Below are 25,636 nucleotides of genomic sequence, written 5' to 3' on the forward strand. Positions count from 1 at the left end.
ATCGCAAAAAAGAGAGATCATCCCCATCGGGATGCCATACATATAGCCGGATGGGTGAGCCTCTTTCTCATGCATGTCATCTGGCCGTTCCTCTGGATCTGGGCTTATCTTTACAAGCCCGGTGAAGGCTGGGGACTTGAAACGGTCGAGCTCAAAGATTCAACCCTGTCACAGAAAGAGATAACAGAGCTTAAAGAAAGACTCGAAGCACTTGAAGCCAAACTTTCCGAGGCCTCTGAAGACACGACTGTCCCGCCAGAATCCGATACCCAAATGGAGGTGAAATAGATGGAAACACTCATGATACTCACCTATGCCACTTTCTGCTGGATCATTTTTAAAGTTTTCAAGATACCGGTGAACAAGTGGTCTCTTACCACTGCCGTACTCGGCGGGATCATCATGCTTTCCGTCATTCTGATGGGCATGGCATACTACCATCCCGGTTCCAGAAGTGCAAGAAGCTATTTTCTCACCACACCTATCGTTTCAAATGTACGGGGAAAAGTTGTTGAAGTAGTGGCACAACCCAATAAACTGGTACACAAAGGAGATGTCCTCATCAAGATCGATGAGACCCCGTTCAAAGCAGCACTCGCAGACCTCGAAGCACAACTTGAATTTGCCAGGAAACGTTTGCAGGACACCATAGAACTCAGACGTGTCGCAGGCGGATCGAAATTTGATATCCACGAGTATGAGAAACAGGTCGGTTCGCTTACTGCACGGGTTGAAAAAGCACAATTCGACCTTGACAGCTGCACCATAAAAGCGGCGACAGACGGTTATGTGACACAGGTCAGGGTACGTCCGGGACAGATGGCTGTTCCTTTTCCGAGTTTTCCGGTACTCACTTTCGTCAATCTTGACTCCATTGCTTTCATTGCCGGATTCTCACAGGAACCGTTGACCAATATCAAAAAAGGAAACCTTGCAGAAGTGATCTTCCCTGCCATACCGGGACGCTCCTTCCAGGCGCATGTCGTACGTGTATTGCCTACCATGGCAGAAGGTGAGATCGCCCCTGACCGGAAAATGTTCTCTTTCAATACCCAGCTGCCTGCAGGACAAGTCCCGGTACAGATCAAGATCGATGACAATATAAGTACCTATGACCTGCCGCTTGGAACAGATGCCGTCGTTGCAACCTACGATATGTCAAGTCCGTTCTGGTCACATGTTGCGATCATCCGTAAGATCCTTTTGCGTATGCAAAGCTGGCAGTATTTCCTGCGTTTCCATTAAGAAAAAAAGGACAAAACAGATGAAAAAAGTCATATTTTACAGTACATTTGCCCTCTTTTTTACTGGTTGTGCGCAAAATATTCCTACCCATAATGAAGCAGTCTCAGACATCAAAAAGGGCCCTCATGCCATCAAGCCGAGATCTGCTTTCGCATCCCCTCATACCAATGGTGCGGTACAGGATAACTGGCTGAAAACTTTCCGTGATCCTAAACTCAACAAACTCGTCAGAGAGGGCGAGGCGCACAACCCCAACCTGAAAGTAGCTGCCTTCAGAGTGGAAAGAGCCGCTGCCCTGACCAAACTGACAGAGTCAGAACTCAAACCCACGATTAATATAGCCGGATTCTATCATGACAACAACAATGCCGGTGCCAACGAAGTCTCATTCGGCGGGCTTGGAACCAGTTGGGAACCGGATGTATGGGGCCGTGTAGGCAACCTTGTTTCGGCAGATCAAGCATTGACACGGTCACAGATCGCCGATTATGAATTTGCCCGGCAGTCACTTGCCGCACAGATCGCAACAGTATGGTTCCAGCTTAATGCCAACAGCAAAATATATGAATTTAACAAAGAGATCGTCAAGATCCAGGAAAAAGGTCTCTTTGTCCTGAATAAACGTGAAGAGATCGGCCAGGGAAACAAACGTGACGTGCATCTTTCCAAGGCGCTCGTTGCCTCGGCAGAAGACTCGGCACGTGCATCACTGGCGGCCAAAGAGCGTTCCCAGAGAGCACTGGAAGTACTCATAGGACGCTATCCCTCCGCCAGGATCACAGCAAAATATTTTTACAGAACACTGCCCAAGATCCCTTCCGGACTGCCGGCGCAAATACTCGAGCGCAGACCGGACCTCATAGCGGCAGAAGAACGCGTAGCAGCAGCGTTCCACCAGAAAATATCTGCCAAACTGCTGCATCTGCCGAATGTCCGTTTAAAACTGGGTCTTGGGCCCAACAGTATCAACGACGCCATCACTTCTCTGACAGCGGGTATTTTTGCACCGCTTTACACCGGCGGAGCCATTGAAGCGCAAGTCGCTACAGCCACAGCAGAGCAGAAAGCGGCTATTGCTTCTTATGCCTGGACCGCCCTGCGCGCATTTCAGGAAGTTGAGGACAGGCTTGCAGCAGAAAAACATATGGCAGTGCGTTATACCTACATAAGTACTATGGTCAAAGAATACAAGACCGCCTATGATATGACCATTGAAAAATATCGCATCGGCGAAAGTACCGTACTGGATATCCTGGTCATTCAGGGAAAATGGATCAAAGCAGAGATCGCCAAACTGCAGATCGCCAAAGAACGTCTGATCAACCGTGTCAACCTTCATCTTGCATTGGGAGGGAGTTTCGATACCAGGCATGCAAACTACAAACTGAAGCAAAGGCAATAAAAAATGCATGAACATCTTGTCTTTCTCGGCATAAGTCTTGTCGTTCTGGGCTACGGGCTTTTTTCCAATCTTCTTGGAAAATACAATATTTCCGGTCCGATGGTCTTTACAGGTGTAGGGATACTGCTCTCCCCGCCTGTACTGGGAGGCACCCCTATTCATGCCAATGCAGAAGCCGTACAGATCATCGCAGAGATCACCCTGATACTCGTACTTTTCAGTGATTCTTCTGCCCTGAACCTCTCACAGCTCAAAGCAAACTGGCAGCTTCCTGCACGTCTGCTTTTTATTGCCATGCCCATCACGATTGTTATTGCAACACTCACAGGCATGTGGTTTTTTCCCCATGAATCATTCCTCTACATCCTGCTGCTTGCACTCATACTGGCGCCGACGGATGCTGCACTGGGGAAGATCGTTGTCAGTGACAAGCGTATCCCTTCGGTCGTGCGAAACACCATCAATGTGGAGAGCGGGCTGAATGACGGTATCGTCTTTCCCGTGCTGCTTACCGTACTTGCCATGATCGTCTCCAACAGCAGTACGGCGGAAAGCGGCTGGCTCTCCTACATTGCCAGGCAAGTGATCATCGGTGCAGTTGCCGGCGGATTTGTGGGATGGGCAGGGGCAAGCATGATGATGCGGGCTATGAAAAAAGAATGGATGGAATATCAATACAGCAACCTCGCGCCCATCGCTCTGGCGGTCTTTTCCTTCTATGCCGCTGAATACTTGGGAGGCAACGGCTACATTGCCGCCTTCTTCTCCGGGCTTTTTCTGGGCAATACCAGTGAAATACTCCGTGAACATGTTGAAAGTTTTGCCGAAAGCGAAGGGGAATTTCTGGTGATGATCTCATTTCTGATCTTTGGTTTGGTCTTCATCCCCCTCACGATTGACTACTGGAACCTCAAGGCACTTGCTTTTGCCCTTCTAAGTTTGACCGTGCTGCGTATGCTGCCGGTCATATTGGGATTCGGTTTCTCCAAAGTCGACTTTTCAACCCGTCTGTTTTACGGATGGTTCGGCCCGAGAGGGATCGCATCGATCCTCTATATCCTCGTAGCCGTCCATGAAATTGGAGATATTCAGGGACATGAAGAGATCTTCGGTGTCGCATCACTGACCATTTTCCTGAGTATTTTCCTGCATGGCTTCAGCGCACAACCTCTGGCTGTCGGCTATGCCAAAACCCATCCGATAGCCGAAGAGAAAAACGAAGATAACACACAGCCCCCGGCTTAGGTTTTTGTCAGCCTTTCACTGAAATGATCCATTCTGAAAGGAGTGCCTATAAGCTGTTCAAAACGGTATTTCGCCCGCAAAAAGGTAAAACGCGGTTCATTTTTATAGATTTTAAACAGCTGTCGTATCATATTTTTACGGTGAAAATCTTCAAAATAAGCTCTTCTTTGTACTGACATCTTCCGCATTTCTCTTTTTTGGGCGCAATCTTCCAGGCATTCACATCCATCTACTGCAAGAAACTTGTAGGCAGCCAATTCATAATAGAAAAGGTCACTGGTCTTGATCTTGTCATAGGCAGAATAGCGGATGATCTGTTTGAGTGCATCCAGAGGAATGATCAACCCATGCCAGAGCAATGTCGTATAGAATTTCACCACATAACTGACATTTTTGATCTTGTTGTGTTCAAGCAGTGTATGAAAATGTTCCCAAAGTTCCGACGTAACATAACGTGTTCTGAAACGTGCCACTTCTTTGGCAATCCGTCTATGTTCTTCGGGTGATTCGTTGACGAGCAGCTCCCACTCTCTTGCGAGCACATCTGTACGGTGCACCATTTTCAAAAAAGCGGTATCATCGTTTTTTATCTCGCTCAACTCTTCGGGGGTCAACTCATTGAGCTGCGTCAAAAGGTCTTTAAAAAGGGTAAGATTGGTCTCATAATTGACAAGAGCAAGCTCTTCTTTGCTCATGACACCATCCCCGGTATGGATCAGGCCAAGGCCGTACTGCTGTGCCAGCTGCTGGTAACGAAGAATCACAATGATCATCAACAGATTGGATTTGTAAATGCTTTCATCTGCCTTGAGCATTTCGTAAATGGCAAGATAACGGTTCAACGCTGTATGCACAAAACGGTAGATATCTTCGCTGTTGAAATAATTTCGGTGGTTAGCCAGACCATAATGCATAAAAGCGCTCTGCATCAAAAAAAGTATTTGCAGCGTCGGATAGTTCTGCCTGTCTGCAATCTCTTCAAGTTCTGCAGCGATCTCATAAGACTCTTCCACATAGGCCTGTCTGGAAATTTCATGGTTCTTGAGCAGTGTTTCAAGTGCTTCACTTTTCTTCACATATGAAAGATAGGTCTGATATGCCGATGCATCCAGCCGTTCCAATACACTTTTGACGAAAGTATATCCCTGTCGGTACCCTACATCGAAACGTGCCTGTTCGGTATCGACCTGTAAACGCTCGAATTGCATTTCAAGGTTTTTCATTGTATCGGAAAGCAGGTTCCACTGTACAGCGATCTTCTCGCTCCGGCCTGCCCCTTTGGCTTGAATATTGTAACTGTTCCGGTGTTCCATCCCTGCCCAAAGGTTCTCGAACGCTGTATGCAGCTGTATCTCTATGTTGAAAAAATTCCGGAAACGGTCAAGAAGTTCCGTCTGGGACATAGCCGGGTCGAATATATCAAAAATATCATCTTCCGGCAGCCTGTTTTCCTCAAAATGCGTATCAAAACGCGGATAAAATCGGGTATGGTCACAGTGCAGTCCCCTGTATCCGCTTTTACGCTTGACACTGTAAAAACCATAGAGCAGATGGTCATCTGTTCGGTGTTCATAGTCAAAAAAGCTGTAAAGTGCCCGTGCCGCCCACTCCCGTTCATAGGGACTTGAACAGATAAAGAGCATCCCTATGAGATCGTGCAGTGCTCCGCCTTTAAGAAATATTTTAAGCGGGTCCTCTAAAAGTAAGGGTTGACGCAGTCCCAGTTTAACCAGTTTTTTGATCACACTGTCTGTATATTTGTACCGTATCTTGATCGTTGTGATCCCCGAATGCTGAAGTACTGCGATCTCTTTGTTCCCTGCTGTTTCTTCTTTAAGCGCCTTGAAATAGTGTATCAATCCTTCGGTAAATCTGGGCAGTATTCCCCGGGGTACTACACACCCCTTCCCCGCTATGACCTCATCGTCGATACCGACAAGACGGTAATAAACCTTCATGCACTCCAGGATCTTTTGTGTGAACGCATCTATTCCCTCTTCACCCAGAACAGCTGATGCCCGTTGGTTGCGCATACTCTCTCTTATCACTGGTTCAAGACTATGAACCGGTCTGTATTCCGGAGTGGGTGTAAAATTGAATATTTCTATGTATGAGTGCATGGTTGTCCTAAAATAATACTTTTTGTGTGTGACATTATACCTTTTGATGTTTTATGTTAAAATCTTATCACTGCCATGCATCAAAAGGATCCGTATGCCACATGCAAGTATTTATATCGCTTCCACAGAAGCACAGTCGGGAGCACTGGTTATTGCCATAGGTTTTATGGAAATGCTGAAAGGGCGCTATACCAATGTCGCCTATTTCCGCCCTGTAGTTCCGGAGAAAAAAGAGGATGAAACACATATCGGTTTTATGCTTGAACACTTCGGCTTGAAAATTTCATACGATGCCTGTGTCGGATTTACCGAACCGGAAATTGTTCAGGCATTTGCCGACAACAAAGAAGAGGCACTGATGGAAGTGCTCATTGACAAAGTGAACTGGCTGCAGCAAAATTACGATTTCGTCCTGATCGACGGTTATCCGCGCAACCGGTTTGCATCTACATTTGACTTTGACATCAATCTCAGGATCGCCAAAAACCTCGGAACGCTCTTTTGTCCTGTACTCAATGCAAAAGGGAAAGACAGCGAAGATATCATCAATGAGATACAGATTGTTTCAGAGACCATCAGCGCAGAGGGATGTCGTGAACTCGCTGCCTTTGTAAACCGCTGTCATCCCGATACGATAGAAGCCGTGCGGCAAGATATCAATCGTTTAGAAGACAATCAGCAGGTCTACCTGCTTCCTGAAGTAAAAGAGATCGATACCCCCACACTGAGACAGATAGCACAGGTTCTCAATGCAAAAACCGTACTGGGCGACGAAGAACAGTTCAATCATCTTGTCACGGGAACCAAGATCGCCGCTATGGGTGTAGCCAATTACCTTACGCGCATCAAGGAAAACCATCTCATTGTCGTCCCTTCGGACAGAAACGATATTATTATCGCTTCGCATCTCTCTTACGCAGCCAAGAACCATCCCAATATCGCAGGGATCATCCTCAGCGGCGGCATTCAAACGGATACGTGCATCATAGAGCTTATTAAAGATTTTCCGGAAGCACCCATTCCCATGCTTTCCGTTCAAAGTGACAGTTATGAAACAGCGATAGCTGTTGAGCAGATACAGGCAAGGATCACACCGGAAGAGACACAGAAGATCATACAGGTCAAAGCACTTTTCGACACCCATGTGGATAAAGAGAAGATCGTCGAAGGATTTAAGGCATGCAGAAACGACATTGTTACCCCTATGATGTTCGAATATCGTCTGTTTGAACAGGCACGCAGTGAGAAAAAAACGATTTTACTGCCCGAAAGTGAAGATGAACGCATTCTGAAAGCAGCTTCTATTCTGCTCCAAAGAGATATTGTCGATCTGATCCTCCTGGGAGAAGAAGAGGAGATCAAACACAGATGTGCACAGCTCAGGCTTGATATTGCCAAGGCAAAGATCATCGACCCGGCACAGGGCGGACTGTCCGAAAAGTTTGCACAGCAGTTCTACGAACTCAGACGTACCAAGGGCCTCACCCTTCCGGCTGCCAGGGATGCCATGTCGCATCGTAACTATTTTGCCACGATGATGCTCTATAACCATATGGCAGACGGATTGGTATCCGGTGCTTCACACACGACCGCAGACACTGTCCGCCCCGCTCTTCAGATCATCAAAACAACACCGGGCATTTCTATTGTCTCCAGTATCTTTTTTATGCTTCTCGATACCAAAGTACTTGTGTATGGTGACTGTGCCGTCAATCTTGATCCTACGGCAGAAGAACTGGCACATATCGCCATCTCCTCTGCCGATACTGCTTCCCGATTCGGTATTGAACCCAGAGTTGCTTTACTGTCCTACTCTACAGGCGATTCCGGCAGCGGTCCCGATGTAGAAAAAGTACGCAAAGCAACCAGACTGGCACAGAAACTGAGACCTGACCTCCTCATAGAAGGCCCCATACAGTATGATGCCGCCATCGATATGAACGTTGCCAGAAAAAAGCTGCCTGACAGCAAAGTGGCAGGACATGCTACGGTATTTGTATTCCCCGATCTCAACACAGGAAACAATACATACAAAGCGGTTCAGCGCTCTACCGGTGCCACGGCTATCGGACCGGTCCTTCAGGGCTTGAAACTTCCGGTAAATGATCTCAGCAGAGGCTGCCTTGTAGATGATATTGTCAATACGGTGGCAATTACTGCAATACAGGCACAGTACAGGGACAAAGCATGAAAATTCTTGTGCTCAACTCAGGAAGCTCTTCACTGAAATGTCAATATTTTGTCAATGAAAAAAGTATTGCTTCTGTCACTATTGAACGTATCGGCGAGAAAGAAAGTTACATGACACTGCATTTCAAGGGTCCACCGGTAAAACATACGATAGCCGTCAAAGACCATCATCATGCTATTGTCACACTTTTTGAACGTCTGAAAAATACCCGGATCATTTCGGATATTGGCGAATTGGATGCTGTGGGGCACCGTGTGGTCCATGGCGGTCCGCATTTTAGTCAGCCTGTGCGCATTACCGGTACAGTCATTGAAACCATACGCTCCCTGATACCTCTTGCTCCGCTTCACAATCCGGCCAACCTCGAAGGTATCGAAGTCATTGCCGCACTTTATCCTGACCTTATCCAGGTTGCTGTCTTCGACACTGCTTTTCACCAGACGATGCCGGACTGTACTGCCTACTATCCTCTTCCCTATCATTTATTCGAGTCGGCATCCGTGCGCCGTTACGGTTTCCATGGTACATCTCACGCGTATGTTGCTAAGGAGGCATCCAAAATACTGCATAAACCCCTGAAAGAGTTGAACCTTATTACACTGCATCTTGGGAACGGCGCCAGTGCTGCTGCTATCAAAAACGGAATCAGCATTGATACTTCCATGGGTCTGACACCGCTTGAGGGATTAATGATGGGTACGCGCTCAGGCGACATAGATCCGGCGATCACACCTTACCTCATGCATCAGCTGCATATGACGGCTGAAGAAGTAGACACCATGTTCAACAAAGAAAGCGGGCTCAAAGGTATCTGCGGAACCAACGATATGCGTGAAGTCATTTCTCATACGGAACAGGGAGATGAAAAGAGCAGGCTTGCCGTAGAAATGTATGCCTACCGTATTAAAAAGTATATCGGTGCCTATGCTGCTGCACTGGGAAGGGTGGATGCCATCGTTTTTACCGGCGGTATTGGAGAACATGCATCCAAAATACGTACACTGGCCTGTGAAGGTTTGGAAAATATATTCGGTATATCTGTTGATGAAGGGAAAAACAGTCTGAACGATCCTGCGATCCAGCAGAAGGACAGCAAGGTCGCACTCCTGGTGATCACTACCAATGAAGAACTGGAGATCACCAGACAGACCCAGGAGGTCGTCATACATTCTAAAGGGAACCTCTAAAGTTTAGAACTGATTCCCCATAGAGAATTCAAATGTAGCTGTATCATCATACTCATCCGGATTGATCGCATACGAGAAGATCAGGTTGATCGCACCGAAAGGTGACTGCCACTCGACCACTGCTCCTGTCGATGAACGTACAACGGAAGCACCGTAGTAGGACTGATCAGGATTGTTGAAGTCAATGTATTCAGGCTGTCCGCTCGGCGACACACCGCTTCGAACAGGATCTGTACTGATCCGACCGATATCATAGAAGAAGGAAAGTCTCATCTTCGCAGCATCGGATAAAGGGATATTCGCCTCAAAGGAGGCAGACTCACGCTCCGTACCTCCGATACGGCTTCCTGGATAACCGGGAATACCGCCCTTTCCGATAACATCGGGAGAAAGAGAATACGGATTGTATCCTCTGACCGATCCGACACCCCCCATAAAAAGTCTTTCCGCAATAGGAATATACTCATCATCCAAAGAGAAGATCTTGGTATACCGTGCTTTGAAACGCAGGATCAAGTCATAATCAATCAAGTCTTCCATACCGTAAAAAGCACCGAACCGTGCATTCACTTTGGTAAAACTGTCAAATTTGGTATAGCCTCTTTTAAGATTCTCCGGTGTCATGTCACCATCCATTTTTGAAAACTCGCCGGCAATCGATGCGATATACCCTTCTCTTGGAAGCAGGTAGTCATCGGTATTGTCAAATTTCAGACTGGCAAAACCGGATGCTTTTCTATACTGGTCGTTATAGAACTGGTTGGAAATCGAGTTGACACTCTCAAGATAACTTTCACTGTATTCCGACTGGTTATCCACATAGCCTACACCGACGGAAGCATAGAAATGCCGCCAGAACTCGCGTCCTACGTTCACTGATCCGCCCAGCTGGTCGATCGTATAGCCGTCTGTCTGGTCATAGTTGTATTCATATTGTCTTTTATAGAGACTCAGTCCCAAACTGTAGCGACTGTCCCAGACCCTCGGGTTCACAAAGGAAAGATTGTAGTTTTTTGAAACTTTTGAAAATTCAAATCCAAGTGTCGTGTTGATACCTGTTCCAAGGAAGTTCCTGTCAGAGATGGAAGCATTGACCATAAGCCCCTCATAGGAACCGTACCCGCCTCCTGCAGAGATCGTACCGGTCTGTGTCTCTTTGACTTTGACAAGGAGGTTGACCTTGTCTTCCGAAATTCTCTGTGTCTGAATATCTACTTTTTCAAAAAATCCCGTTCTCTTAAGTGCATTGATACTCTCTTTCAGGTCCGTCGAACTGTACAGGTCACCCGGTGCAAGATAGATATAGCGTCTGATAACCCTGTCTTTCGTTTCATCGTTCCCAGAGATCAGGACATCACCGATCTTTACTTTCTGACCCGGAGTGATTATATACTGGATATCCACGATACCCTTTTGCGGATCTTTATGCATGTTCGGTGTCACTTTAGCATAAGCATATCCAAGGTCGCCCGCTTTGTTTTCCAGCATTTTGATATCTTTACGCATTTTGGTAATATTGAAAACTTTTCCGGAACGCAGATCAAGATCGGAAAGGAGGTTGTCAGTTTTGAGTCCCGGGATGCTCTGGGAAATACTGATCTTGCCGAGGCGATACTGTTTTCCCTCTTTAATCTGGTAATCCACTTCAGCCGTATAGGAGCTGTAGTCTACCCGCATCAGCGGTTTACTGACATACGCATCAAGATACCCGTGTTCCATATACGTTTCTTTAACCCTGTAGGCATCGTACGGCAGCTGATCCACCTTTACCTCTCCGTTATGGAAAAAGATCGGAATGAATCCGAGTGCATCCTCCTGCTGGTTTACAAGGTTATGCTCAAGTTCGCTTTTGCTCAGGGCTTTGGCCCCGATAAAATTGATCTTCTTGATCTTGATCTTTTCACCCTTGTTGACATCAAAGGTAACGGCTACCGCATGTTTGCCCACCGGCTTTGTTGTCACATCAATGACAGAATCATAATTCCCTTTGGCTTCCAGCGCTGCCTGCATCGCTTTTTTAGCCTGTTCAATACGCATGACATCATACAGGTCGCCTTTTTTGATCCCGGCACCCTCAAGCAGTTTTTTACCGTCATCCCCGTATCCGGTCACTTTCACCTTTGCGATAGCTCTTTTTTCATTAAAATGATAGATCAGTGTACTGCCCTTCTGCTCTACCCAAACATCCTCAAAATATCCCTGGTCATAAAAATTCTTGACAGAATCATCTATCTGTTCACCTGTGACATTGTCCCCCGGACGGATACCTGCAACCTCATAGGCAACACTTTTTGAAAGATGCGCCAAACCTTCAAATTTGATATTGGTAATTTTCTGCGCAAGAAGCAGTGACCCTATTACCATCCAAGAAAGAGCGATTTTCCGTATCATCATAAAACAACCTTCATAAAACAACCTTGTTCATTTTGCAAATATTTTATCTTTTTTTCAATAAGAGCACAGTTAATATGCTATAATCACCCAAAAATCACTTCCTCGTTTCAAAGGGCACAAATGACAACAAAAATCGGAATTATAGGACTTGGGCTCATGGGAGGATCGCTTTCGCTTGCACTGAAAAAGTCTTCATCCCAATACCGTTTTATCGGTCTCGACCACAACAGTAAACACTGCACAGAAGCACTCTCCATAGGATTGGTCGATGAGATCGTCCAGACACTGGATGCGATCAAGGCATGTGATATTATTTTCCTGACGATTCCGGTGGACGGCATCATCGCTGTAGCCAACCAGATAGGTACACTTGACGAGGCATGTACCGTTATTGACCTGGGAAGTACCAAAGAAAAAATCTCTGAAAGTATTCCTGAAAATCTGAGAAAAAACTTTGTCACTGCCCACCCCATGACCGGAACAGAAAAATTCGGACCCACTGCTGCCATAGATAACCTTTACGAAGGCAAAGTTGTTGTACTCTGCGACATGGAGAAAAGCGGCAGACACCAGCAGCAGGTGGCAGAAAAGCTGTTTTCCGATATAGGGATGAAACTTGTCTATATGACGGCAAAAGCCCATGACCGGCATGCTGCATTCATTTCACATATGCCGCATGCACTGAGCTACGCTCTGGCAAACGCTGTTATGAAACAGGAAGACCCCGAAAGTATTGTTGCCCTTGCCGGCGGAGGCTTTAAAGACATGAGCCGCATCGCCAAATCTTCACCCAATATGTGGGAGGATATTTTCAGGCAGAATAAAACAAACCTCATTGAAGCGATAGAAGCATTTGAAACTGAGCTCGGACAATGTCGAAAGATGGTTGAAAATGAAGAGTGGACAACACTGCATACCTGGATGCAGGAAGCAAATACACTGCATGACATACTGTAAACACAGGGAACACAACACGATTGGCATATTCTATGCAGTATAAAGAGGATTTTATAGCCGGTATCTAAAGGTAGCGATCACATCTGCTTTTCTGCCGATGGTTTTTTCTATGACTTCTTTAAGCAGCTTTTTCTCTGCCGTGCTTAAACGGCCGCTTGCGATCACTTCACAGCGTACCTGAAGTTTCCTGCTCTGCTCGATAAGCTGTATATGTGTCAATACGACTTCCTGCGTGTTCAGGGTAAAATGAATATTCGAAAGACTTTTTTGGATCGCAATATTCTCCTTCATCTGCTCAAACGAGCTGTAAAGCGGAATAGAGACAAAGGCAGCGATCATAAACCATGTCAATATCCCCTTTTTTGCCACCCGAAGGGGTGAGTATCCCAGTACAACAAAAGTCAGTGCCGCAGCAAGTACGATGCCTATAAGGTTGGTCATAAAAAGCAGAAAAGCCGAACTGAACATATGCCACTGTGTCCAGCCCAGTCCGACACCGGCCACTGCGATTGGCGGTACCAATGCTACCGCGATCGCCACGCCCGCAAGCGAACCGGAAATCTTTTCATTGCTTTTGGCATAGGCTGCGGCCACACCTGAAGCTATAGCGATAAAAAGGTCCAAGGTTGTGGGAAAGAGCCGTCCGGACATTTCAGAAGTCAGTTTTTCCATGGGAATGAACCAGGCGATCAGTGCTGCGGTAAGAAGTACCGAAAGGACACCGACAACGATCGTTTTCGCCGAAGAGAGTTCCAGTGCACTGTCCTGCCTCAGCACCCCCATACTCAAACTGATAATAGGCTGCATCAGAGGAGCCAGAAGCATAGCACCGATGATCACAGAACTTGAATTGATGAAAAGACCGAACGTTGCGATCATCGTTGCCAGAATAAGCAGTATCATGAATGTACTGTTCAGCTGCCCCTCTTCCCTCAGACTTGAAAAAAGTGCAGCATACTGCGCCTGGCTGGCATGGTTGAACAGGGGAATGGCTTTTGCCAGATAGCTTGCACTTTCTTCATCACTTGGCAGGTGGTCGATCTTGAAACTGTTTTTCCCCTGAACATCCTTGCTCTGTTTTTCCCAAAACATTTTCCCTACACTCAAGCGCAGACTCTCTTTGGTACTTCTCAACAGCACCGGTGTTTCACAGCGTATTTCAGAGTCAACCAGCACTTCAAGCGGTCTTTCGGTTTTGATCTCCAGTTTGCTGCTGCGTATGTACCCCAGCGATCTTGGCAGCTGTTCCGATTTCCACCGCGACACCAGTGACCGAAAAAGATAACCCATATACTGAAGCATTGAAAGAGGAGCCAGGATCAGCAAAGAGAGCTTGCCGTCCGCAGCATTGATCTGTGAAGTAATCAGTTTTGAGGCAAAGGTACCGTTCTGGTATTCTACACCTACCAGACCTACTGCCGAAACTTTGGTCTCCTGTTCATTTTCATCCGTCAGGGTAATACGGGTATGACGCAGTTTGCGGACTTTTCTGAGTATATGGAAAAAAAGCTGTATACGATTGAAAATATTCTGCTGTCCCAGGGCAGTATCGTATGTATCGAGAGGAGGGGCATCACCGATAACCACTTCCTGAACGACCAGATCATCATTGCAGTAGAGCAGATCGATTTTTTGTTCGGCAGGTATTTTTGCCAGAGTGATACTTTCTTCGATTTTGGAAGAGAGTGCAAACGTACGTATGAGATTTTTCTGTGTCGGCAGCGGTACGATCCCGACACTCGTTTCATACAGCTGTGCAAAAGCAAAAACTTCTTTAATCTCTCCAAGTGTACCCGAAACCATAAAATGGGAAAACCTGTCATGCTCCGCAGTATGCATTTCAGAGAGGGGAATGTATGTAACATGTTCGCCCTCAAGCAGTGTTTTGCATGTGCCAAGGAACGTTTCGTCCACACTCCCGTAAATGTATGCAATCATGGATAGTCCCATGCCTTTATTCCTTCGAAAGATCAGCGGACTCTATATTTATCCACCAGTGCTTTCAATTCTTTTTTGTCAATTATAACACTTTTATCTCCATTTTGCTTGGCATAGAGTTTGCGTACCATTGCTTCGGCTTCTTTGTCATCATTGATATGGGCATAAAGCAGTTTCAGCGCTTCGGACTCTTTGAACGGACTTGGTACTCTGCTTTTAAATTTCGGCAGCAGACTTAACAGATACATAGAAAGTGCTCCGGCAAGAAAAGCCAGAACGATCATCCACCAGTTGACACGCACCACTTCCACCTTCTTCACGACCGTTTTTTCGGCATTTTGTCCCGGCTGAGGAAGGTTTGTCTGGACTTTTCCCTCATTGCTGCCGGCCGTAGGCACTGCTGCAGTGTGTGCTGCTGCTTTGACTTTAATATGATAGGCAGGGATGGTCAGGGTAGTGACCGTTTTCTTTTCCGGATCGTATACCGAAATCGTTCTTTTCGGAATGGTGAAATCATGATCTGAAATAAAGGCAAAACTTTTGACAAATGTACTTTTCAGCCTGTCCCCGGAAAGTTTGCTGTCTATTTTCGCATCATCACTGTAAACAGTCACTCCGTCAATTTCATAATCACCCAGATCAAAATCTTCGAGTGAGCCGTTTCCTTCGATACGTACAGTGAGATTGACCGGTTTATTGGCTTTTACCTGCTGATGGTCCAACTGGCTTGTCAGCGTGAAATTGCCTACCAGATCCGTATCTTTGGGTTTCGGTTTGACAGTAATATTCAATGTATTTGATACGATAGACTTCCAGTTGGAACCGAAGAATCTTCCGAACATGTCCTGTCTGCTTCTATCTATTTCGGAGATTCTGGCAGTAGCCGGCCCTATGGTAAAGTTACCCTCTTTTTGCGGTGTTAGAATGTATCTCAGTTCCTGAACCTGCTGGTTGCCTTTGATGTAAGATCTGGGTTCATTCACATCTTTGACAAAGAAACCCTTGAATACCGGCTTGGTATACTGCGGGTTGTCAGCCAGTCTGACACCGGTCTTTAAACTGAAATACACTGTTACAACAAGAGGTTCACCTACGATCACCGTTTTTTTGTCCGCACGTATGTGCAGCGAATATTTCACACTGCTGCCCATACCGGGAGCAGATGCCTTGACGACTTTGACCGTGATCGGCTTTGTAGTATATGTCTGTCCGTCAACCTTTACACTGTAAGAAGGGATCGTCACAGTATGCTGCGGTGCAAAACTCAAAATGAGATTCGTCGTATGCGTCATAGACATTTTTCCGTTAATATAACTGATGGAATTGTTCTGTCTCTGCGAACGTCCCAGTACTCTGGCATCATCAATCTTCTCTATATGCGGGAAAACGGCTCTTTTACCTTCCGCTTTGATGCGAAGCTGTACCATATTGCCGGCAACAACTTCTTTTTGGGACACTTCTGCTGTTACGCTTCCTGCATTGGCAAGCGTCAGGAAAAGCCCGAATAGTAATAATAAGTGTATATATTTTTTCATCATTTTACTCCATCTAAAATATTTGGTATCGATTGAGACAAGAAAAATGCACCCTGCCCACAGGTATCGGTTGCTTTACGGGTCTTACCAGGGATTGACATTTTCATTTCGTTTTCCTTTCTTCGGATTGTTCATCTGGTATATCATCGTAGGAGTTTTCTTTTGTCCCATTTTTTTCAACAAACGTTTTAATTCCTGTGCTTTGAGTTTCTCTTCTTTGCTCATCTTCTGTTTTTTAGGCTGCCCGGAAGCTTCATTGCCTTTTTTATTTTTGGGTTTCTGCTTTTTCTTTTCATCTGATTTTTTCTTCTCACCAGGTTTCTTTTTGTGACCTTCCTGATCTTTTTTGTTTTTTTGGCCTTTTTCTTTCTGATCTTTTTTCTGGCCTTTTTGCTTTTTCTTGTTCTGGTCTTTTTTGTTTTTATTCTGGTTCTTTTGCTGCTCTTTTTTCTGATTGTTCTTTTTGTTTTTATTCTGGTTCTTGTTTTTTTGATCGTTCTTTTTCTTATTTTGGTTCTTATTTTGGTTCTTCTTCTGTTTTTTGTTCTTTTTCTGCTGGTTCTTCTTCTGCTGCTTTTTCTTCTTCTGTTCCTGCTTTTTCTTCATTTTTTTTGCCAGCTCAAGATTAAATCGTGTGTCTTTGTCTTCTTTGATCTTCAATGCTTTTTCATAACTCTTAATAGCCTTGTCCCATTTTTTTTCCTGAAAATAGCTATTCCCGATATTATGGTAACGCATTGCATCATCCACACCTCCTGCCTTTTGATACATTTTGATCGCTTCATCATATTTTTTGTTCTTGTAGTAGGCATTTCCGATGTCATATTCTTTCTGGGGCACTTCTTTATCCAGGTTATGCAAAAGTGCGGCACTCTTGCCGTATTCTTTTGCACTGTAAGCCTGTTTTGCAGCCTCAATGGTTTTAAAGTCGGTTATTCCTGCATGCAGAAAAGTAAATAATGCATACTGCATAATAAACAGTGCCAGTATGCTTTTTTTCATTGTAAATCTCATAGTTTGCCTCCCATGCTTCCTGCTTCCTGTTTTCTGCTGCTTTTTAGTCTTGGCAGTGAACTCAAGCCTATCAAAAGCAAAAACAGTCCCAGCCCAAGCGGATAATAGAAATATTCCACACGCTGCTTGATCTTCACCTGGCCCTGCTCCTGAGCTTTGTATTTGGCATGGATCACATTGGCAAGACTCTGCATATCTTTATCGCCGTTCGCAGCTACGACATAGGCACCGTTATTGTCTTTTGCCAGTGTACCGAGCGCATCATTTCGCTGTGTAATAGCAATCGTACCGTCTTTGAGTGTCATCGGCTTGCCTTTCTTGTCAATCACCGGTGCACCCTTTTTGGTACCGACAAGCACCACATAGAGGTCAATATCATTGGCTTTAAGCACATTGGAGAAACCTTCGATCGCTTTTTTGTCTCCGCCGTCCGTGAAAAGTACAAGGATCCTCGGCTTTTTGTCTTTCATCAGTCTGCCTGCCAATTCCGCCAGAGCCGTAAAATCCGTGGACCCGAAATTGATATAGGAATCATCAACACCTGATACCAGCATTTTGAGCGTTTCTTTGTCTGACGTGAATGGGGCAAGAACAAAAGGATTGTGTGCAAACGCCACTACTCCGATGTCATCACTCGGCATCGCATCGAAAAATTCGTTCATCTTCTTTTTGGCAAAGGTCAGCCTGTTCGGGTAGACATCTTTGCTTCTCATGGAACCGGATATATCCAGAGCCGTAAGCAGTGTCAAGCCTTTTACGTCAACCGTCTGATCGGCTTTTTCGACTACAGGACGTGCCAGTGCGACGATCATCAGGAAAATAGCCAGAAACATGATGATATTCCGCAGCATGACAGGCATACTCTCATTACCTGCACTCAAACGTTCGAGTACTTTCTCATCGAATATACGTGAAAGTTTTTCTTTGTTGGTTGAAATCAAAAAGGCGAAGATCATAAAGGGAATGATCATCAGCCAAAATAGATAAGGATGCATAAATGTCATTTTTACACTCCTCTGCTGTTTCTGAAATAAATGAACAGAAGCAGACTCAAAATGGCTAAAAAGAGCGGATAAACATACAAATATGTATGCTCCACCACTTTCTTGTTATTGAGCTTTGATGCTTCCAGTTTGTCTATCTCGTCATAAATTTTGCTCAGCATTGCTGCATTTCTCGCACCGTATGCCTCGCCTTTTCCCGCTTTGGCCAAAGCCTGCAGATAGGCACCGTTATAATCTCTCGGCGAGCCTATACCGATCGTATAGAGTTTGATATTGCGTTTTTCTATCATACTTTTGACATCGGCAAACGAAATTTTACTCATATTATCCATCCCGTCCGTCAGTAAAATAACGATCTTCGATTTTGCTTTGCTTTTGCTCAGCAGATTGTATGCCTGTACCAGTGCATCGTTGATCGCTGTCCGCTTTCCGGCCATACCAAGCTCCTGCATCTCTGTAATGTCGGAAAGAAATTTTTTCTCAAAGGTCAACGGCGATGCGATGAATGCCACATCTGCAAATGTCACCATCCCGATACGGTCATTCTTTCGTTTCTTGATAAAATCGCTTACTACTTCTTTGACCACATCAAACTTGTTCTTGTACGGATCGTTCGGGTCAAATCCCATCTGCCGCATAGAATCACTGCTGTCTATCACCAGTACGATATCTCGTCCCTCTTTTTTGGAGTTGGAATAGCTTTTGGTGATGACCGGCGAAGCCAGTGCGATGACCGCAGCAACAATACCGATCCATTTCAGCCAGCTCAGCAGAGAACTTTTATGTCCTGTTTTGGCGATCAGGGTACCTACATGAGGAAAGAAGATCGCCCTGCTGCGCTCCCTGCACCACTTGGCACAGACAATAAACAGTATCAGAACCCCGAATGCCAGAGGATATTCAAAACTAAACTGACTCATCTACCACCTGCACATAGAGGTTAAATTTGTTTTTTGTATCTACATCCACGTTCTCTACCTCTTTTTTATATTTGTATTTTTCCAACATTGGTTCAAGTTGGGCAAAAAGCTCTTTTCTTCTTTCATCTGTTGCCAAAAGGCGTGCATAGTGTGTCGCTTCATACGCTGACTGCTTTGCATCCTTCCAGTCGATCTCTTTGAGTTTTGCCAAATATCCCTTTGCCAGATTGATCTTTCTGTTTTCCCAAAGTTTTTTAAGGACAAAAAAGAGTATGGCAAGCAACAGCAGCATACCAAAGCCTATCAGACCCCAGTAGATATAGAAACTGTTATCCGGGATATCCAGCAGCGGTTTGATGTCACGTAACTGGGCTGTTAAATTCTGTTCATTCATAGCTCTCTCCTGTCTGTGGTGTCATGAAACTACGGTATCCTGCCGTATTATGCAGCACAGAGTGCTTTCTCCCGACAGTACCGATAATAGTTACATTTTCATATCCCATTACCCTATCTCCTCATACGCTTCATCAGTTTCAGTGCTCCGTCTTCATCTGTATACACTTTGGTAAACCGGATGCCGTGTTTTTTGAACTGCTTATAAAGCTTCTCATCATTTTTCAAAAGTGCTTTCTTGTAGCCTTTCAGTGTCGCACTGTCAATATTGCCTTCAAAACTCTGTTTTGTTTCCATATCGATCAGCCTGAGATACCCAAGTTCACTGGGTTCTTCCTCAAACCTGTCACGTACGATCACAGCGAAAACATCATGTTTTTTGCTCAACAGTTTCAAATCGACTTCTCCGACAAAATCGGAAAGAATGAAAAGCAGTGCCTTTTTCTTTAAACGGTTATTCAAAGTTTCAACCAGTGCCTTAAAGTCACCCTCTTTGCCGATGGGTTCAAAATCAACGATATTTTCCACTGCTCTATGTACAGAAAAAAGCTTTTTGCTCGGTTTGCTCAGTTCATAGAGCCTGTCCGCAAAAATGATATGGGAGAAAAGATCAGCATTCTTCACTGCCGAAAAGCCCAAAGTACCTGCCACTTCGGCAATAATGTCAGACTTCTGCTTCACTGTTCCAAAATAGGTAGATCCGCCCAGCATAGAGACAACCACGACATTGAGTTCTCTCTCTTCTTTATATATCTTGACAAAAGGCTTACCCAGTTTGGCGGTTGTTTTCCAGTCGATTTTACGAACATCATCACCGTAGACATACTCCCTGAGCTCCGCAAACTCAAAGCCTTCGCCCTGGAACATAGAAGCATTGTTGCCAAGCATATCTCCATAAACCTGCTTTTTGGTTTTAAGGACGATCTTTTTTGCTTTTTTGTTCACCTTTATCCTTTATTTTATTTTTTTGCATAACAAAAGGTACACACGAGGGGTACCCCCTACGACTTGGATTAACATTCCTCACCGTAGGGGCAATCCCTTGTGGTTTCCCTCCTGCCTGCTACGGGATCGGAACCGCCGCCAATATCTTCTCGATAATATAATCCTGCGTAATATCATCTGCCTGTGCTTCGTAGCTCAGGATGATTCTGTGGCGAAGGATCTCTTTTGCGATATAGGCTATTTCGATAGGCGAAACATAGTCCTGCCCTTTAAGGTAGGCGATCGCGCGGGCCGCTTTGTACATATCGATACTCGCTCTTGGCGAGGCACCGAACTCAATATAGGGTTCAAGCTCCTCAAGACCATAAGCTTTGGGGTCACGCGTCGCCGCTACCAGCTCAATAATATATGCTTCGATCTCTTCATCCATATGCACTTCCAGTGCCTCTTGACGGATCTGTTCAAGATCTTCTTTGGTCGCTACCTGCTCAATCTGTTCAAAACTGTTGTTCGCAACACGTCTTGCGATCTCAAGTTCTTCCTCTTTTGTATTGTAACCCACAACGACTTTCATCATAAACCTGTCAAGCTGTGCTTCGGGAAGCTCATAGGCTCCCTCCTGTTCAACCGGGTTCTGCGTCGCCATAACAAGGAAAGGAAGGTCTATCTTGAAAGTTTCATCACCGATGGTCACCTGTCTTTCCTGCATGACTTCCAGGAGTGCCGACTGCACTTTGGCAGGTGCACGGTTGATCTCATCTGCCAGCATCAGGTTCGTAAAAACCGGCCCCTGTTTAATTTTGAAAGTGTTGTTGGAGGGATCATATATCTCCGTTCCGATAATATCGGAAGGAAGCAGATCGGGTGTAAACTGTACACGTTTAAAGTTCAGACCAAGTGTTTTGGCCAAAGCATTGACCGCTGTCGTCTTTGCCAACCCGGGAACACCCTCAAGAAGAATGTGTCCCCGACACAGCAAACCGGCAAGAAGCCCCTCTACCATTTTGTCCTGACCGACAAGTACTTTTGAAATTTCTGTTCTGATATTCTGTATGATTTGACTCAAGTCTTTCTCCTAAAACTATTTTATAATCATAGTGTACTTGAGCCAGGTTAACTAAAGTTAAATATAGCCAAAATTCCTGAGAAGCACTCCAGGACTATAGCCTCATTCTCATTTATATCGTCCATCTGTCACGCAGCAGTCCGGCAACATACCATTTCCCCCTATACAGCTCCAAAATCACAACAAGCCCCTGCCAGGAAAAATCCTCCTCTCTTGGCTTATCGTACCACAGCACTTCGTAGCCCTGACATTCGGCATTTTTGGCACAATGAAACCCCTTAAAGACTTTGAAAGGCTTGATCTCCCGTATAGGTTCAGTGTCATGGGGCAAGAAGGCAAGAAAGTCATACAGGGTCATATAGACCGCATCTCCCTTGCCATCAGTATATCCCCAGAAGTGCTTATGTTCGCTCAGCACATCAATCTGTCTGATCTGCTCTGCAGTAAAATGTTTGTCACCCCTGCCAAACACTGTGTAGTAACTCAGAGTGAGTCCGGCTGTCGGGTGCACAAATGCTGCGATCGTTTTCGGTTCCAGACGTGAAAATATTTTCAAGAACTTTAGTAGTGTTTGGTACGATTCACTCTCTGTTTTAGCGGATAACTGTTTCAAACGTCTGTTTTGCAAATAGTCGTCAATATAGAAGGCAGAGCTGCATATATCTCCTTCCGGGTTGATTTTCGGATCGGAAGAGGAAGCGCCGAAGCGGCTCTCTCCATGCAGCCTTTTTTTATCGATCCACTCCGTTTTAAGGTTCTTTATCTCATTGGCATCATCCGTTTCATAGTCAAGTACCCGCTCACATTTATCTGCTTTGCACTGTATGACATAGTCACAGTTCGCTTTACCATCTACCAGCACATATCCTCTGTCTGAAAATGAGAGATACTTTGCATTTACCCAGCCCTTCTCTTTCATCCCGGAAAAATGTTCATACCACTGCTGCATCAAAGGGTAGACCTGACACCAGAGAGAAGTCTTGACCTGCCTGCATTTTTCCACACCCACATACCCGCTTGACGGTATCTCTGCGATTTTTCTGGCTTTATAGTTCGGTTCCACCCGTACATTCAGAGTATCGTCTTCGGCCACATGAATAATTTTTCCAAAAAGCCCTGTCTCCTTTGCAGACAGGACAGAAGCGGACAATAGCAGCACTATTAAGATTTTTTTCATACAGGCATCTTTCATTTGAACGACCTTAACACAGTACAGGCCTCGGCATACCCTTTTTTACAGGCCTTGTCATAATACTTTTTGCTTATATCCACATCTCGCTTCACCCCTCGTCCGTAACGATAGAGCACGGCAAGGTTGTTGCATCCTCTTTCGCTTCCATTTAAATTCTTGCTGCTGCAGGACTTTTCATAATACTGCTTTGCCGTTTTATAACTCTTCCTGACACCATTGCCTTTGTAATAGAGGTTACCCAGTCGGTAACAGCCTATGGCATTCTCTCCGCTGCATGCCATACCATAGTATTTCCTGGCTTTCACATAGGAATGGGAAATCCCGGATTCTCCGTTGGCATAGGCATCACCCAAAGCCAGACATTCTTTTCTGTCATTTACACAGGCTTTTTCTCTATATGCCATACTTTTTTGAATGTCTTTCTCTACGTTTATTCCTGACTTGTTAAAATAGGCCAGTTTACTGCATGCTTCAGCACTGCCTTTGTCACAAGCCAATGTGTAATACTCAAGTGCTGTTTCATTGCTTCCGTTTTTTTTGGAATATTCAAGTGTCCCCAGCAGATAATATCCGAGTGCCGGATCGATCCCCATGACGCGTTTGTACGCTTTTGCCGCTTTGGAAAGGTTTTTCTTTATTCCTTTTCCATAGTGGTACATTTGCCCTATTTTCATACAGCTTGGGGCATAACCGTTCTTGCATCCTATTTCATAATAGCGTATAGCTTTCTCCGTATCTGTTCTTCGTTGGAAATGTCTGCCCAGTTCATAGCACCCTTTCATTTCACCATGGTGACACGCATCGACGATACTTTCATAAGCTGACATTTTGGCATATCCCTGCACAGTAGACATAAATATCAAACCCAACATCATATTCTTCATCTCTTTTTCCCCACTCAAAAAGTTGCCACTGCAAATATATGACCGCAGGGTTTAAATATGCTTCAGGGTACCTCTGTACCCTTCAGTTCCAAAGCATATTACGGAAACAAGGCTGCAATACTATGCTGACCGTAATGTTCCGGATCATATGCTTTGGTATAGTCTTTTTCCCTGCATACTTTTCCGTTTTTCATATAGCGAGCATAAGTGTATGCCTTAAAATCACCTGTACCGCCAATATTAAGGCCTCCGTCTTTTCGGTTCGTACCGTACATCGTACCTGAAGCAACCACATCTTTCGTACTGTAGCCAATACTCTTGCAATTGAACTTCGGATCCACTATTATCCTCAAACCATGCGTCTTGGCTTGCTTCATGCTTTTTTTAACCATGGCTTCAGAGAGGTGCTTTGCTATTCTTATCTCTTTATAGTCACTCAGCATCTTGTTAGAAGCAAGCGATATTACAGAAGTCGATAGTAGCATTAACAGTACAGTTGCATACTTTAGTTTCATGTTGATTTCCTAATCGTTTCCATCAACAAGTACGGCAAAATTCTCCGTGCCGCCTTTATAGATATTTTCATCACAGACTGCTTCAACATCATTCTTTACCATTTTGGTATAGTGATAAAGCACATGATCACCAAAATCCTGTTTTGTATGCTTCACAAACCCCAGGCTTTTACAGGTCAATGCCGCTTTTTCCATAATCTTATACGGGTTTGACCCCTCGTTGGCAAACTTGGCATTCTTTTTTTCCATTTTTGTCACAAATGACGGGGTATTTTTATAGATGCTGATCATATCATACTTATCGATATCGATCTTCTCTGCTGTATATGCTGCTGTCGTGACAACCATAGTTAAACTCATTACCGCTGTTATTCTTTCTTTTCCAAACATTTTGTCTCCTTTATATTTCGGTTTATTCTTCTGGCATACACTGCTTCAAAGCTGAAAAAGTTGCAGCTTTTTTAATGCATGGCAATGATTTTTCAAATGCATCAATCTCTTTAAGGATATCTGACTTTATGGTAGAGTTCCATTGGGTATGATGCACAGGATATTCACTGTCTGCTTTTTTTTCACACCTATTGGCTTCTTTTACGGAATTTGCATTTTGAAAACAGGTTTTGACTGCCGGCAAATCGGCAGCATCGTCAAGTATCTCTTTTTTGGCACTTGCCAGCATAGCATCTTCACCACCCATAGCAGCCATTGCAGCATCCTGCATTGCTTTTTTTTGTGCCTGTGACGGTTTGGCATGGGGATCATTCATATTAAAACCGGACTTTTGCAAGGCACCCATCGCTGCGGCCATTGCTTTCATACCGTTTTGCATCTCTTTGGCTTGCTTGATACTTGCTTTTTCATCTATTGCACTTAAGTTCTTTCTATCCAAATTCAATTTCTGTCCCATCATATCAACCATTGGATACTCAGGCAATTTAAAGTCATCGTCAGTCAGTGCAATATTAAAATCTGCTTTGGTAGCAACCTGTACACTTTTCAAGCCCATTATGTTTGACTCGATACGCAGCGGTATCCCTTTATAAATGCACTGTTTCACTCCCATCAGGTTCCATACATCACAAGTATATCCCAATACTTTGTCTGTACCTGTTTTCTTTCCGCCCATGCTTTTCATCATAGCTTCACCGGTCTGTTTCATATTTTTCCCGCCACCCATCATTGCATTCATGGCCATAGCCTGGTTTTCCATTCTTACAATGGTTTTTTTCTTGAAATCAACACGATACATCATACCCTTATTCATATACATCAATGTATGTGTTTTCTCCACTTTGGCTTGACCGCCGGTCGTCTCTTTTTTTACTTTGTTCTCTTCGGTCAGATCTTTTGTACCGTAGTGATCAAAAATAAGCCTTTTCTTCCCTACACCTTTGATCTTGACCATTCCCATTATGTTACCCGACTCTTTAATGCTGTATTCGATCTTGCCACTTTTGACATCATATCTTTTCATCATATCCGAACCTGC

At 44.8% G+C, this 25,636-nt stretch carries 22 protein-coding genes; 7 read left to right on the forward strand and 15 right to left on the reverse strand.

The genetic code is table 11. The features are described 5' to 3' along the window. The 4 genes from F8L24_RS10120 to F8L24_RS10135 form a co-directional block, all read left to right on the forward strand. Window positions 1–288, forward strand: a 288-nt coding sequence (locus F8L24_RS10120) for a DUF3302 domain-containing protein (RefSeq protein ID WP_294955281.1), incomplete at its 5' end; no start/stop codon positions are given. Continuing rightward, window positions 289–1,245: a biotin/lipoyl-binding protein gene (locus tag F8L24_RS10125; protein ID WP_294955283.1), complete on the forward strand. Its 957-nt coding sequence runs from the start codon at window positions 289–291 to the stop codon at window positions 1,243–1,245. 19 nt (window positions 1,246–1,264) lie between these two features. Continuing rightward, window positions 1,265–2,647: a TolC family protein gene (locus F8L24_RS10130; RefSeq protein ID WP_294955285.1), complete on the forward strand. Its 1,383-nt coding sequence runs from the start codon at window positions 1,265–1,267 to the stop codon at window positions 2,645–2,647. A gap of 3 nt (window positions 2,648–2,650) precedes the next feature. After that, window positions 2,651–3,892, forward strand: coding sequence for a cation:proton antiporter (locus F8L24_RS10135; RefSeq protein ID WP_294955287.1), 1,242 nt, complete (start codon window positions 2,651–2,653; stop codon window positions 3,890–3,892). Here the strand turns inward: F8L24_RS10135 and F8L24_RS10140 are convergent. Continuing rightward, entirely contained in the window at window positions 3,889–5,925 is a 2,037-nt protein-coding gene (locus F8L24_RS10140; protein ID WP_294955289.1) for a hypothetical protein, read from the reverse strand. The genes F8L24_RS10135 and F8L24_RS10140 overlap by 4 nt on opposite strands. A 181-nt stretch (window positions 5,926–6,106) precedes the next feature. Here F8L24_RS10140 and pta point away from each other — a divergent pair, with 181 nt between their 5' ends. Together pta and F8L24_RS10150 are read left to right on the forward strand one after the other, a co-directional pair. Further along, a complete protein-coding gene (gene pta, locus F8L24_RS10145) occupies window positions 6,107–8,203 on the forward strand; it encodes a phosphate acetyltransferase (RefSeq protein ID WP_294955291.1) in 2,097 nt (698 codons plus the stop codon). Beyond that, window positions 8,200–9,390, forward strand: coding sequence for an acetate kinase (locus tag F8L24_RS10150; protein WP_294955293.1), 1,191 nt, complete (start codon window positions 8,200–8,202; stop codon window positions 9,388–9,390). The genes pta and F8L24_RS10150 overlap by 4 nt, the downstream gene beginning before the upstream one ends. 3 nt (window positions 9,391–9,393) lie before the next feature. Here the strand turns inward: F8L24_RS10150 and bamA are convergent, their stop codons facing one another. After that, window positions 9,394–11,784 (reverse strand): outer membrane protein assembly factor BamA, encoded by a 2,391-nt coding sequence (gene bamA / locus F8L24_RS10155; protein WP_294955295.1) that lies wholly within the window; start codon window positions 11,782–11,784, stop codon window positions 9,394–9,396. A gap of 120 nt (window positions 11,785–11,904) precedes the next feature. Here bamA and F8L24_RS10160 point away from each other — a divergent pair, with 120 nt between their 5' ends. Beyond that, window positions 11,905–12,741, forward strand: a complete 837-nt coding sequence (locus F8L24_RS10160) for a prephenate dehydrogenase (RefSeq protein WP_294955297.1) — start codon at window positions 11,905–11,907, stop codon at window positions 12,739–12,741. A gap of 51 nt (window positions 12,742–12,792) precedes the next feature. On the opposite strand, the gene F8L24_RS10165 is transcribed toward F8L24_RS10160, so the two are convergent. The 13 genes from F8L24_RS10165 to F8L24_RS10225 all read right to left on the reverse strand — a co-directional run bounded on the left by F8L24_RS10165 (window position 12,793) and on the right by F8L24_RS10225 (window position 25,624). Beyond that, a complete protein-coding gene (locus tag F8L24_RS10165) occupies window positions 12,793–14,691 on the reverse strand; it encodes a TIGR00341 family protein (protein WP_294955299.1) in 1,899 nt (632 codons plus the stop codon). Window positions 14,692–14,711: 20 nt separating this feature from the next. Further along, window positions 14,712–16,214, reverse strand: coding sequence for a BatD family protein (locus tag F8L24_RS10170; RefSeq protein WP_294955300.1), 1,503 nt, complete (start codon window positions 16,212–16,214; stop codon window positions 14,712–14,714). Between the two features lie 84 nt (window positions 16,215–16,298). Next, window positions 16,299–17,228 carry a tetratricopeptide repeat protein gene (locus F8L24_RS10175; RefSeq protein WP_294955302.1) on the reverse strand — a complete coding sequence of 310 codons (930 nt, stop codon included), beginning with the start codon at window positions 17,226–17,228 and terminating at the stop codon, window positions 16,299–16,301. Beyond that, entirely contained in the window at window positions 17,225–18,232 is a 1,008-nt protein-coding gene (locus F8L24_RS10180; protein WP_294955304.1) for a VWA domain-containing protein, read from the reverse strand. Before F8L24_RS10180 ends, F8L24_RS10175 begins: the two co-directional genes overlap by 4 nt. 2 nt (window positions 18,233–18,234) lie before the next feature. Further along, entirely contained in the window at window positions 18,235–19,152 is a 918-nt protein-coding gene (locus F8L24_RS10185) for a VWA domain-containing protein (RefSeq protein WP_294955306.1), read from the reverse strand. Then, entirely contained in the window at window positions 19,139–19,546 is a 408-nt protein-coding gene (locus F8L24_RS10190; protein ID WP_294955308.1) for a hypothetical protein, read from the reverse strand. The genes F8L24_RS10185 and F8L24_RS10190 overlap by 14 nt, the downstream gene beginning before the upstream one ends. 113 nt (window positions 19,547–19,659) lie before the next feature. Continuing rightward, window positions 19,660–20,490, reverse strand: a complete 831-nt coding sequence (locus F8L24_RS10195; protein ID WP_294955310.1) for a DUF58 domain-containing protein — start codon at window positions 20,488–20,490, stop codon at window positions 19,660–19,662. 118 nt (window positions 20,491–20,608) lie between these two features. Further along, complete coding sequence (locus F8L24_RS10200; RefSeq protein ID WP_294955312.1) at window positions 20,609–21,556, reverse strand: MoxR family ATPase; 948 nt, start codon at window positions 21,554–21,556, stop codon at window positions 20,609–20,611. Between the two features lie 112 nt (window positions 21,557–21,668). After that, window positions 21,669–22,733: an SH3 domain-containing protein gene (locus F8L24_RS10205; RefSeq protein WP_294955315.1), complete on the reverse strand. Its 1,065-nt coding sequence runs from the start codon at window positions 22,731–22,733 to the stop codon at window positions 21,669–21,671. Window positions 22,734–22,744: 11 nt separating this feature from the next. Next, window positions 22,745–23,575, reverse strand: a complete 831-nt coding sequence (locus tag F8L24_RS10210; RefSeq protein WP_294955317.1) for a tetratricopeptide repeat protein — start codon at window positions 23,573–23,575, stop codon at window positions 22,745–22,747. Window positions 23,576–23,730: 155 nt separating this feature from the next. Then, window positions 23,731–24,147, reverse strand: a complete 417-nt coding sequence (locus tag F8L24_RS10215; protein WP_294955319.1) for a hypothetical protein — start codon at window positions 24,145–24,147, stop codon at window positions 23,731–23,733. Window positions 24,148–24,156: 9 nt separating this feature from the next. Further along, window positions 24,157–24,537, reverse strand: a complete 381-nt coding sequence (locus F8L24_RS10220) for a hypothetical protein (protein ID WP_294955321.1) — start codon at window positions 24,535–24,537, stop codon at window positions 24,157–24,159. Window positions 24,538–24,559: 22 nt separating this feature from the next. Beyond that, window positions 24,560–25,624: a hypothetical protein gene (locus tag F8L24_RS10225; RefSeq protein ID WP_294955323.1), complete on the reverse strand. Its 1,065-nt coding sequence runs from the start codon at window positions 25,622–25,624 to the stop codon at window positions 24,560–24,562. Window positions 25,625–25,636 lie beyond the last annotated feature (12 nt).

Source organism: Sulfurovum sp., from assembly GCF_015493435.1.
GTDB lineage: Bacteria > Campylobacterota > Campylobacteria > Campylobacterales > Sulfurovaceae > Sulfurovum.